This is a genomic window from Streptomyces sp. NPDC127119, assembly GCF_042677425.1.
In the GTDB taxonomy this organism is placed as follows: domain Bacteria; phylum Actinomycetota; class Actinomycetes; order Streptomycetales; family Streptomycetaceae; genus Streptomyces.
The window spans coordinates 128753-140176 of record NZ_JBHXTO010000001.1 but is presented as its reverse complement, the minus strand read 5'-3'; the positions used below and the strand labels follow the sequence as shown (position 1 = coordinate 140176).

Sequence of the window (11424 nt, the reverse complement as noted above, 5' to 3'; positions counted from 1 at the left end):
TCACGCCTTCGGGTCGTGGCCCCAGTTCATCAGCGAGTACCGCCACGGCGTGTCCGTGACGTCGCCCGAGGGGCGTTGCTCGAGGTGGCGGTGCACGTAGCCGACGACCTTGCGCATGTGGGTGACGTCGGCGTCGGTCAGGTCGGCCTTCTTCTTCTCAAGGAGGCGGACGACACGGCGTCCGGACGCGTGCCCCACGCTCTCGCCGTCGCCGTCGCCGTCCGACTGGCCCACGCTCTTCGAGTCGTCCGTGTCCAGCCACTTCTTGAGGGCACCGGGCGTCATGTTGACGGCCTCGGCGAACTCCTTGACCGTGTCCGCGCGATCCGTGTCGGTCTTTCCGCCTCCGCCACTCATGAACCGCTGCTCTTCTCGCGCAGCGAGCCGGGCTTGTGGACGGCGCTGCGGCCGGACTTGTCGCTCTCGACCTCGTACTGCGGCTCGTCCTTCGAGGCGTCGACGGTACGGCCCGCCACCTCGGCGCGGCCCGTGATCTTCTTCTTCACCTTGCCGGGGACGGTCTGCCCGTGACTGCTCCAGGAGACCTTGTCCCCCTTGCTGAGCTTCTTGTCCCTGTCCCTGTCCCTGCCCTTGTCCTTCGTCACGGTCCGCACGCTCCCTCGACCTCGGCCCCCGCGCTGGACGGCCCTCCCCACTGTCCGGCTCTTCGTGGCAGTACGCACGTCGGGCGGCATCCCACGGGTTGCGGCCGACGGGCTGCCGCTGACGGGTTGCGGCTGACGGGTTGCCGCTAACGGCTGAGCAGCCGGAGCACCGCCTCCTCCACCGGCTGTGTGGCCAGTGCGCCCGCCACAGGGACGGAGCCCAGGGACGCGAGGGCGGGGGCGATCGTCCGGCCCTCGTCGAAGAGTTCGAACAGGCGCGGGTTGATGTACGAGGCCCGGCAGACGGACGGGGTGTTGCCGAGGTAGCCGGCGACCTCGCGGACCGCCCGTGCGGCGGCCCGCTTCCGGGCCGTCGGCGAGGTCGCCGCCACCTCGGCCGACACCCCGAGCGCGACGGCGGCGAGCACCGTGGCGTGCCAGGTCCGGAAGTCCTTGCTGGAGATGTCCAGGCCCGCGAGGTCGCGCAGATGCCCGTTCAGGTCGGTCGCGTCGATCGTGTGCCAGCTGCGCGCCTCCCAGTACGCGAAGAGGTGGTCGTCGTCGTCGCGGCGGCGCAGCAGGGCCCGGACGGCGCTGTAGACCTGTTCGTCGACGATCTCGCGGCAGTAGCGGCGCCCGCTCTTGGCCGCGTAGTCGAAGCCGACCGCGCCCTTGCCGCAGGTGACCTGGTGCCGCCGTACGGTCGTCAGCCCGTAGGACTCGTTCGTCTTCGCGTACCGGTCGTCGCCGACGCGGAAGAAGCCGAGGTCGAGCAGGCGGACGCCGAGCGAGAGGACTCTCTCCCGGGTCAGGCCCGAGCCTTCGAGGCCCTTGCCGACCTGCCGTCTCACCTCGGGCAGCGCGGCGCCGACCTCCAGGATGCGGGTGTGCTTGGCGGCTTCCTGCTTCTCGCGGAAGAGGGGGTGGTAGAGGTACTGGCGGCGGCCGGCCTCGTCCGTGCCGACCGCCTGGATGTGGCCGTTCGGGTGCGGGGAGATCCACACGTCCTGCCAGGCAGGGGGGATGACGAGATCGCGTACGCGCCGCGTCTCCGGGCCGGCGGGGAGGGCCTTGCCCTTGGTGTCGAGGTAGCGGAAGCCGCGGCCGTGCCGGCGCCGGCCGTAACCGGGACCCGTGAGATCACTCGTCCGGAACCGCACCACGCCGCTCCCTCTCTCACCCGGAGCCTTCCCGGAACCTTTCCGGAAGCTTTCCCGGAGCCATGGCCGGACCTTTCCCGGACCTTTCCCGGACCTCTCCTGGACCTCTCCCGGAACCGTCCTTAGAAGGCGTACCTGATACGCAGCCACGGCGCATGCGCTGCCAGCAGTTCCCGCAGCCGCGCGAGGGCCCGCTGCTTGGTCTCCAGGGCGTAGCGGACGTTGAGCGCCCCGTTCTGCGAACGCTTGGTCTCCTGGATCTCCGGCTGCCACAGCACGTCCTCGGCGCGCGGGTGCCAGCCCAGGTTGACCTCGTGGAGCGCCTGGTTGTGGGTCAGCATGATGACCTCGGCCGCCGCCTGCTCCTTCACCCGGGCGGGCAGGACGTCGTCGAGGTGGCGGAGCAGATCGGCCCAGTCCCGCTCCCACCCCGGGCGCAGCACCACGGGCGAGAGGTTGAAGTGGACCTCGTACCCCGCGTCGAGGAAGTCGGCCGCCGCCGCGATGCGCTCGGGGACCGGACTCGTACGGATGTCGAGGAGGCGGGCGTCGTCGGTCGGCATGACCGAGAAGCGCACGCGGGTGCGGCCCTGCGGGTCGAGTGCGAGCAGGTCGGGGTTGACGAACTTGGTCGCGAAGGACGCCTTCGCCGTCGGCAGGCGACGGAACGCGGCGACGAGATCCGCGGTGTTGTCGCAGACCAGGGCGTCGACGGAGCAGTCGCCGTTCTCACCGATGTCGTAGACCCAGGCCTCGGGGTCGCACTGGTTGGGCTCCGGTTTGGGGCCCTGGGCCCGTACGTGCCGCTGTACGTGGGCCACGATCGCCTCGATGTTCGTGAACAGGGTGATGGGGTTGGCGAATCCCTTGCGGCGGGGGACGTAGCAGTACGCGCAGGCCATCGCGCAGCCGTTGGAGGGGCCGGGGGCGATCCAGTCGGCCGACCTGCCGTTGGGGCGCGTGCTGAGGCTGTGCTTGACGCCGAGGACGAGCGTGTCGGTCTTGATACGGACCCAGCGGGCGATGTTGCCGTCGTTGCCGTGCAGGGAGGGGATGAGCCAGTGGCCGTCGACCTCGGTCACCCGTACGCCGGGGAGCCGGGCCATGATCTGCTGCCCGCGCGGGGAGTCGAGGGCCGCCGGTTCGGCGTACACCTCCCGTACGTCGAGCATCCGGCGGGCCTGGGGGCTGTCCCGGAACGCGTACAACCCGGCCGCGGGCCGGCCGGGGCCCGCCTCGGCCGCATCTGCGCTCGCGGGTCGCGCGGGCGCCGGTACGGTGTCCGACCACTCGAAGAGCGGTTGCTGTTCGGGCTCCACGTGCTGTTCCTCTCCGAGGCAGGGGCCGGGGCATGGGCCCGAGCATGGGCCGGGGCATGGACCGGGGCATGGACCGCCGGGGCGGGGGCTGGGGCCCGGCCCCCAGCCCTCAGCCCTCAGCCCTCAGTCCCTGCGGTCGCGCTCCTGCTCCAGCAACGCTTCGAGATCGTTGAGGCGGTCGAGCCCCCGCACAGCCTGCGTCATCCGCGGGTTGTGCTCGAACCGGTCGCGATGGTGGTGCAGGAGGTTCCAGTACCCCGCGGTGAAGGGACAGGCGTCCTCGCCCACCCGCACGGTCGGCTTGTAGCGGCAGGGACCGCAGAAGTCGCTCATGCGGTTGATGTACGCGCCACCGGACGTGTACGGCTTGGTGGTCATGCGGCCCCCGTCGGCGTACTGCGACATGCCGACCACGTTCGGGACCATCACCCAGTCGTAGCCGTCGACGAAGTTGCGGTGGAACCAGTCGGTGACGGCCCCGGGCTCCCACCCCCGTTGCAGGGCGAGGCTCCCGAGAATCATCAGCCGGGGGATGTGATGCGTCCAGCCGGTGTCCCTGACCTGTCGGAGGACGTGACTGAGACAGTTGGCGTCGGTCCCGTCCGGGGACAGGTCCGTGAACCAGTCGGGCAGCGGTTCGTGGTGGCCCAGGGTGTTGCTCTCCCGGTACCGCGTGCCGAAGTGCCAGTAGACGTGCCAGACGTACTCGCGCCAGCCGGCGATCTGCCGGACGAACCCCTCGGCACTGTTGAGCGGCACGTCTCCCGACCGCCAGGCCGCCTCCGCCCGCTCGGCGCATTCCGCGGGGTCCAGCAGGCCGAGGTTGAGCGAGGAGGAGAGCAGGCTGTGGCTCATCGTCGCGTCCCCGGTGAGCACCGCGTCCTCGTACGCGCCGAAGGTGGGCAGCCGGTGCTCGACGAAGCGGTGGAGCGCGGCCAGTGCCTCCCGGCGCGTGGCGGGGAACCCGCGCGGCCCGTCCTCGCCGACGAACTCGACGTCCCCATCGCGCGACCAGCGGTCGAGATCGGCCCGCACCTCGTCGTCGATCTCGCTCTCGCGGGGGCGGTACGGGGCAGGAACGCCCAGGTCGGTGGCGCCGCGCGGCGGGGGCTGCCGGTTGTCGTGGTCGAGGTTCCAGCGCCCGCCGGCCGGCTGGTCGCCCTCCATCAGCAGATCGTGCGTCTGCCGGACCCAGCGGTAGAAGTCCTCCTGGCGCAGATGCTTCGTACCGCGGCCGTCCGCCCAGCGCCCGAACGCGTCGTGCGTCACGAGGAAACCGCGGGCCGGCAGGACACGTACGGACGGCAGGGAGCGTACGAAGGCCAGGGCCGCGTGGGACGTGGGGTGGTGGACGGTCACCCGGGCGTCCCCCACCGTCTCGCGCAGCCCCTGGCGGTAGGTGTCCGCCTTGACGTACCGCACGCGGTCACCGAGTTCGGCGGCGCGGTGGCGCATCGCCGACAGGATCAGATGGGCCTTGGCACGGTGGAACCGCCGTCGGCGCAGGACACTGCGGGCCTCGATCATCAGCAGCGGCGCGTCCCGGCGCGGGCCGCCGCGCGCGGGATCGATGAAATGGGGGCCGAGCTGGTCACCGAAGAGCCAGTGGGCGGTGCCGGGCTCTTCGCCCGTCTCTTCGCCGGCCTCGTTCCCCGCCGCGTGCCCAGGCACGTTTCCGGCCGTGTTCCTTGTCATGCCGTGCACTCCGTCGACGAGTCGTCGCCTCGTCGGCGCCCTGCGCGGCGCGACGCTTTCCTCCGCAGATCAAAGCGCACGACGGCGTGGGCGGTACGCGGCACACGCCGGGCGCCCGCCCCGCTTCTCGCGGAGCCGCCCACGCCACGACCACGCCATGTCCGCACCACGACCGCGCCACGCCCGCAGCATGTCAGCGGCATGTCAGCGCCGAGGCGGTGTCACGCGGCCTCGCCCATCGTGGTCGTCAGCGGTCGTCAGCCGGTCGGCACGCGGCCACCACGGTCATCGCTCGGCCCGGTCATCGCCCCGCCCGGTCGGCAGTCGGCCCGGTCGTCACGCCGGGTCGGTCGTCATTCCGAGTCGGTCGCGCTCGGCTGGGGCAGTACGGCGGAGCTGCGCAGCGTGGAGCCGGCGTCGATCACGTCCCGGGCGACCTTGCTGAGCAGCATCCGGTGCTGCCGGGCATGCCGGCGCATGATCTCGAACGCCTGGTTGAGGGGGATGTCGCGGCGGGCGGCGAGCAACCCTTTCGCCTGTTCGATGATGATGCGGCTCTGCAGGGCCGTGTGGAGTTGTTCGTTGACGGTGTCCTGCTGCCGGATGGTGCGGGCGTGCAGCAGACCGATGGTGGCGGCGTCGGCGAGGGTCTGGGCGAGGGCCAGGTCGGCGGCGTCCAGGGGCCGGTCGGCGGAACGCAGGAGCAGCAGACTGCCGATGGTCTCCTGGCGCAGCCGCATCGGCAGGGCGACGGCAAGGGAGTAACCGGCCTGCCGCAGGTGCGCGGTGAACTCCGGCCACTGGGAGGCCTCGTCGCCCGGACCGTCCGCGTCACCGCGGCCGTACGCGTCGACCGCGCGGGCGGTGCGGTGGGCGTCCACCGCCGGGCCCTCACCACAGGCGCATTCCAGTACGCGCTCCAGGGCGGGACTGGGGTCGCACGGGGCGGGGCTGTACAGCTGGGGTCCCGCGTGCGACAGGAAGACCGCGGCGTCCGTGACGTCGAGAAGTTCCTGGCAGCGGACCGTCATCTGCTGCAGGAACCCGATGACGTCGAAGTCCTCCACCAGCGTGTCGGCGAGTTCCACAAAAGTGCGGGCGATGTGCTGCTCCCTGCTCATGCGCAAGCTCCTTGTCCCCCGCACAGGGCTTCCTCCGTGCGGTCGACCGGGTCTGGTGGTGTCATCGCGGAAGCTCCCGCCGGATGATGTCCCGGGCTGTGTCCGTCAGGGTCCGGCCCGAGGTGTAGGCCTCGCTCCGCAGCAGGTCCAGGGCCTCGGCCAGCGATACGCCGAGGCGCGCGCTGAGGACACCGGTGGCCTGGTGCACCTCGGCACGGTGCAGATCCACCATGCCCGTGTGGCCGCGGCCGTTGCGTGCCGCGGAGGTGGCCGGCCAGTTCTGGAGGACCTGTTGGGCGAGGGCGTCGGCGACCAGCCAGCCCTCGGTCAGCTGCTGCCGGGTGAGCGGCCCCGGCGTACGCCGGTATCCGGTCATCGTCCCGGCTTGTACGGCTCCGATGTGCACGGGCCAGACGAAGAGCGCCGCGATGTCCAGCTCCTCCGCCTCGGCGGCGAACTGCGGCCACTGCCGTGCCAGCAGCCGGCCGAGGTCGGGCACCTGCCGTACCTCCGTCTCGTCCTCGATCAGCAGACCGGGGCCCTGCCCCAGGACGAACTGCAGATCCTCCAGCCGTGCGCTGGTGCTGTCGCTGAACCACACGAGCTCCCGTCCCAGAGAGACCGCGATCCCGCCGAGACCGAGGGCGTGCGCGCAGGCGCCGGCCCACTCACGCCGCTCTTCCTCGTCCGCCGCTGGAGACAGGCTGTCCAGCAGTCCCCTGACAGTGGCACCCATGTCGCCGCGCACCGCCTTCCTGACGCTTCCGATGCGGGTCCGATACGGGGTCGCCCGCACCGGAACAAGCGTAGCGACCCATACACCGTGAGTGACAGCGCTTGACGCAACCGGCTGGGTACGCGGGGGTGTTCGGCGGACGTTCAGGGGGCGTTCTCGCCGGGTGGAGGGGCGCAGGGGTGCGCTCTGCTGTGGGCGGGGGCTGGGTTCGACCGAGGTCGGCCGGGGTCGGGGGGCTGGGTTCGGCCCGGGGTCGGGAGCTGGGCGAGAGGGGACGGGGGATGCATCCGTGGGCCACGAGGAAGGCTGCGAACGTCGAGGAGTTCGAGGAGTTCGAGGAGTTCGAGGACTTCGAGGAGTTCGAGAGCTCCGACAGTGTCGACCGTGTCGTGAAACGTCGGGGCCCTCATCCGTTCGGTCGCCGTCCACTCGCACCCCCGGTGGGGCACCGCATCAGATGGGAGACGGGAAACGCGTGTTCCGGGTGAGAAACCGACCGAGGGGTACGCGGGACATCATCGAAACGCGGGTCCGGCCGAGCCACCCGCACCCGGCCCGGGAGGAGTTCGCCATGCCGCAGGGTTCCAACGCGAAGCGCGAGCGTCAGTACGAGCACATCAAGGAGAGCGCCGAGAAGCGCGGCACCTCGACGGGGCGTGCGAAGGAGATCGCGGCACGCACCGTGAACAAGGAGAGGGCCCGCGCCGGCGAGTCGAAGACGGCAAGCAAGACGTCGGCGCGGGACAAGAAGTCGGCCCCGCAACGCGGCGGCGAGCATGCGCACAGCGGCGCCCAGGGGCCGACGAGGGACCAGTTGTACGCGGAGGCGAAGAAGCGCAATATCGACGGCCGTTCGTCGATGAACAAACAGCAACTGGCGAAGGCGCTGGGCCGCTGACCAAAGCGGACCGCCACGCGGCACGCAGCACGCAGCACGCAGCACGCAGCACGCAGGCGAGCCCGCCCCGGACCCGGCACAGAACTGCCGACACATCGATGTGTCGATGTGTCGATGTGTCGACGAGCAACGGACGGGAAGGTTCCCACCATGCGCCCTTCCCAGCGCCCCGGCCCCCGGCGCGACCTCGTCGAACGGCCCCCGCACGGCACACAGCGCGAGACCAGCCGTGAAGTCGGCTGCGCCGAGGGCAGGATGCCGACCGGGGAGCAGCTCCTGGCGGAATCGGAGCAGCTGAAGAAAGCTCTGGAACGGCGGCCGATCGTCGACATGGCGCGCGGGGTGCTGATGGCGGCCTGGTCGTGCACCGCCGAGGAGGGCTGGCAGATCCTGGTCCATGTGTCCCAGCACTCCAACACCAAGGTCCACGACGTGGCGAAAGCCCTCATCGCGACGACGCAGAACGAGCCGTTGCCCGCCCATATAGAGGAGCACCTGCCCGCGGCGCTGGCACGGTGGAGGGCATCACGGGACGGATGAACCACCGGTGGCGTCGACGACCGCCACGGTGAGAGACACATCAACGCAAGCCGGCTCCAGCCCTCATACTCGGCGGCCCAACCGCAGATCGAGTGCGGCACCGACGTCGGGGCAGTTCCGGCGGACGACATCGAGGAAGGCGTCCAGCGCCGGGGAACGGTCCCGGTCGGCGAAGGACAGGACCAGATCGGGCAACGCCGTCCTAGGGGTCACCTCACAGAACCGGATACCCGGCCGCGCGGCTTCCCGCATACGGGAGGGCCCCAGGCCCACCCCGACCCCGCAGGCGGCCAGGCCCATGATCGTGTGCACGTCCCTGGCCACGGTGGCCCCTTCCAGCGCCGCCGCGTCCTCGCCCAGCAGAACGCGCAGCCCTGCATGGATGACGGGCTCGTCCTCCCCCGCGGCCACGATCAGCGGCTGCCGCCGCAACTGATCCACGCTCACCGACGCCTGGCCCGCGTAGGGGTGCGCGCTGCCGACCACGGCGATCAGATGGTCGTGGCCGACCGCGACGGACACCAGCTGCTCGGCGCCTGCGCCCCGGGGCGGTCCGAGGGTGACCGCCACGTCCAGTTCGCCGGCGACGAGAGCGGCGGTGCCGCGGCCGGACGCCATCTCGTGCAACTCCAGCCGTACACCGGGCCGCTCACGCCCGAACCGGCCCAGGACATCCGGGAGCGGGTCCAACAGCGCGGAGGCGATGAACCCCAGCCGCAGCCGTCCCGTCTCGCCGCGCGCGGCCCGTCCGGCGTCGATCCCGGCCGCCGCCATCTCCTCCAGCGCCCGCCGCGCCCTGACGAGGAACGCCTCGCCCGCAGCGGTCGGGAACACACCCTGGCGCGTACGGTCGAACAGCCGGGCCCCGATCTCGCGCTCCAGGTCGGCGATCTGCTTGGACAGCGGTGGCTGCGCGATACCCAGCGCACGGGCGGCCCGGCCGAAGTGCCGGTGCTCGGCAAGGGCGAGCGCATACCGCAGATGCCGCGCTTCCACACTGCCACCTCTCCATACGCAAAAGATATCGCCACTCAGCGTGCCATATCTTCTGCTGGATCGACGGACGAAGATCGCTTGGGATGGGGACCATGCCTCCCTCCCCTCCCAACTCCTCCCCCGCCGACACCGTCTACGTCCTGGTCCACGGCGCCTGGCACGGCTCGTGGCAGTGGGCGGCGACGCAGCGGGCGCTCGCCGGTCTCGGTGCCGCGAGCGTCGCCGTCGATCTGCCGGGACACGGCCTCGGCGCTCCCCTGCCCAGCGGATACCTGCTGCCCGGCCGCCCCGGTCTGCTGACCGAGAGGTCCAGGCTCGCCGACGTGACGATGGACGACTGCGCCGATGCCGTCCTGGACACACTGCGCCGGGTCCGCCGCTACGGCCGTGTCGTACTCGTCGCGCACAGCGCGGGCGGCGGCCCCGCGTCGCTGGCCGCGGAACGCGCGCCCGAGCTGGTCGACCAGCTCGTCTACCTCTCCGCGTTCGTCCCCGCGGGCCGCCCCCGGTTCTTCGACTACCTGAGCGCGCCCGAGAACTCCACCGCACGGGGCCAGAACCTCAACCTCGGTGATCCCGAGGCACTGGGCGCCGTACGCATCGATCCGCTGTCGCAGGACCCCGCGTACGTCGAGGAGTTGAGGCAGACCCACTACCACGACACGCCCGCCGACCACTTCGACCGCTGGCGCTCCGCGCTCAGCCCCGACCTGCCCCTCGCCCTCCCGACAACGCCCATCACCCTGACCGCGGCCCGGTGGGGCCGCATCCCCCGCACCTTCCTGCGCTGCGCGGACGACCGAGCGCTGCCGACGGCCACACAGGACCTGATGATCACGGAGGCCGACCGGGCCCTGCCGGCCGAGCAGTTCACCATCCACACACTTCCAGGCAGCCACACCCCGTTCGCGGCCCGCCCACAGCAACTGGCCGAGGCACTGACCCGGTGACCGGCCGACGCTTCCCGATGCCGCTGGTGCTGAGCGCGACCTCAGTAGTTCACGGCCCCTCGCCCTGTACGGCGCCACGATGGGCACGGCCTCACTGGCCGGACCCGTACGCCGGGCAGGGAGGCCGCAAGGGAAACGAGCGGCGGACGGTACCGGCGCTGACGCCGTTGAACCGCAGGAAGACACGCACGGCGAGCCAGGCCATGCGCATCAAACGGCGCGATCAGGCCGCACTCCCGGCTCTGCGCAGCGCAGGACCCCGGACCACAAAACCCCAGCTCAGGCGCCCTTGCCTACCGGTTCAAGGATCGCCACGCACTCCACGTGATGCGTCATCGAAAAGCTGTCGTCCTGAGCAGGCCATGGAAAAGACCAGCTCAGAGCCAGTTTCTCGGCTTGCCGTCCTGCGCTTGAGTACCTGGAGCGTCAAGTGAGCGTCACGGTCGACGGCCGGTGAACATGGAGCCGCCCTCCAATTGACAGCACCCCGCACCCGCGCTACACCAAAAGATGTATCGCACTCGGCTCCCATACCCCCTGGTCCTTAATGGCGGGTACGCCGTTTCCCGCCCCAGTCAGGATCCTGTACGTCCGGTCGGCGAAGTCGCCTACGAGATCGGTGGCCCGGTCGTCGGCCAGGAGCGTGCGCAAGAGGCCGGAGTTCAGCATGCGGAGGAGCTCCACGACCGCGGAACCGTGACCTGCCCGACCGAGCCCAGCCTCTTGCGTCATCGTCCCGGAATTCCGAACTCGATTACCCTCACATCGCGCGTTGCTTCAAACGCTGCCGTGCCCACGTGACGACGGATGGAGAAAGTCCGTCCTCCTCCGCTTTGTCGACCAGGGCGATGACTTCCGCGATCGGGTCGTCGTCGATGCGCAACATGATCTCGCTCTGCGCAGCACCCCTCAGCAGGACCAGCTCACCGTTGGGATTGACTCGCGTCTCCTTCAAGAAAGTCTTGCGATCGAGCAGACGCGTCACCCTCGGGAACGCCTCCTCGACCAGGACACGGGCCAGTTCTCGTCCACATACATCCCGCGTCCCCGGTTCGGAGAAGGCCCATCGGGACCGGAACGGCATCTCCTCCTCGGGTTCGTGGGCGACCACGGCCGGCGGCACCACAGGGTAGGTCGCTAGGGCACCGCCGGCGCGGGGCTCGGACGGGGCGACGTCCTGCCGCCTCAAGAACTCCCAATGCGGCAACGGAACGATCCAGAAAGTGACGTCAAAGACACACTTCTCCGGGTCGACCTCATGGGTGTCGAAGTGCATCAGCAGGTGGTCGCCATGGGCGGACACCAGACGAAAGACTCTGCCCTTCTTCGTGAAACCGGCCGCCTTGGCGACCGGAACCACATATTGCTTGATGAGGGTGTCCAGGGGGTTCATGGCTGCTGCCC

Annotated in this window: 12 protein-coding genes; 3 read left to right on the top strand and 9 right to left on the bottom strand. The window is 70.5% G+C overall.

The annotated features are described in order from the left end of the window. From ACFVH5_RS00530 to ACFVH5_RS00500, 7 genes are all read right to left on the bottom strand, one after another. Complete coding sequence (locus tag ACFVH5_RS00530; RefSeq protein ID WP_385830890.1) at positions 1 to 357, bottom strand: DUF3140 domain-containing protein; 357 nt, start codon at positions 355 to 357, stop codon at positions 1 to 3. Then, positions 354 to 605, bottom strand: coding sequence for a DUF2945 domain-containing protein (locus ACFVH5_RS00525; RefSeq protein ID WP_385830889.1), 252 nt, complete (start codon positions 603 to 605; stop codon positions 354 to 356). Before ACFVH5_RS00525 ends, ACFVH5_RS00530 begins: the two co-directional genes overlap by 4 nt. Positions 606 to 751: 146 nt before the next feature. Then, a complete protein-coding gene (locus tag ACFVH5_RS00520; protein WP_385830886.1) occupies positions 752 to 1765 on the bottom strand; it encodes a DNA topoisomerase IB in 1014 nt (337 codons plus the stop codon). Positions 1766 to 1887: 122 nt separating this feature from the next. Further along, complete coding sequence (locus tag ACFVH5_RS00515) at positions 1888 to 3084, bottom strand: spore photoproduct lyase family protein (RefSeq protein WP_385830884.1); 1197 nt, start codon at positions 3082 to 3084, stop codon at positions 1888 to 1890. A gap of 123 nt (positions 3085 to 3207) precedes the next feature. Next, a complete protein-coding gene (locus tag ACFVH5_RS00510; protein WP_385830882.1) occupies positions 3208 to 4779 on the bottom strand; it encodes a cryptochrome/photolyase family protein in 1572 nt (523 codons plus the stop codon). Positions 4780 to 5132: 353 nt separating this feature from the next. Beyond that, positions 5133 to 5900 (bottom strand): ANTAR domain-containing protein, encoded by a 768-nt coding sequence (locus ACFVH5_RS00505; RefSeq protein ID WP_385830880.1) that lies wholly within the window; start codon positions 5898 to 5900, stop codon positions 5133 to 5135. A 61-nt stretch (positions 5901 to 5961) separates the two neighbouring features. Beyond that, a complete protein-coding gene (locus ACFVH5_RS00500; RefSeq protein WP_385830878.1) occupies positions 5962 to 6636 on the bottom strand; it encodes an ANTAR domain-containing protein in 675 nt (224 codons plus the stop codon). A 571-nt stretch (positions 6637 to 7207) separates the two neighbouring features. Between ACFVH5_RS00500 and ACFVH5_RS00495 the strand changes: the two genes are divergently transcribed. Both ACFVH5_RS00495 and ACFVH5_RS00490 read left to right on the top strand, forming a co-directional pair. Next, on the top strand, positions 7208 to 7534 hold the full coding sequence (locus tag ACFVH5_RS00495; protein WP_385830876.1) for a plasmid stabilization protein: 327 nt from the start codon (positions 7208 to 7210) through the stop codon (positions 7532 to 7534). A 150-nt stretch (positions 7535 to 7684) separates the two neighbouring features. Then, positions 7685 to 8074 (top strand): ANTAR domain-containing protein, encoded by a 390-nt coding sequence (locus ACFVH5_RS00490; RefSeq protein WP_385830874.1) that lies wholly within the window; start codon positions 7685 to 7687, stop codon positions 8072 to 8074. 63 nt (positions 8075 to 8137) lie between these two features. Here ACFVH5_RS00490 and ACFVH5_RS00485 read toward each other — a convergent pair whose 3' ends face one another. Further along, positions 8138 to 9070 (bottom strand): LysR family transcriptional regulator, encoded by a 933-nt coding sequence (locus tag ACFVH5_RS00485; protein ID WP_385830872.1) that lies wholly within the window; start codon positions 9068 to 9070, stop codon positions 8138 to 8140. 92 nt (positions 9071 to 9162) lie between these two features. Here ACFVH5_RS00485 and ACFVH5_RS00480 point away from each other — a divergent pair, with 92 nt between their 5' ends. Continuing rightward, on the top strand, positions 9163 to 10020 hold the full coding sequence (locus ACFVH5_RS00480; RefSeq protein WP_385830870.1) for an alpha/beta hydrolase: 858 nt from the start codon (positions 9163 to 9165) through the stop codon (positions 10018 to 10020). A gap of 760 nt (positions 10021 to 10780) precedes the next feature. Here ACFVH5_RS00480 and ACFVH5_RS00475 read toward each other — a convergent pair. Continuing rightward, on the bottom strand, positions 10781 to 11413 hold the full coding sequence (locus ACFVH5_RS00475) for a hypothetical protein (protein ID WP_385830868.1): 633 nt from the start codon (positions 11411 to 11413) through the stop codon (positions 10781 to 10783). Positions 11414 to 11424: the final 11 nt, after the last annotated feature.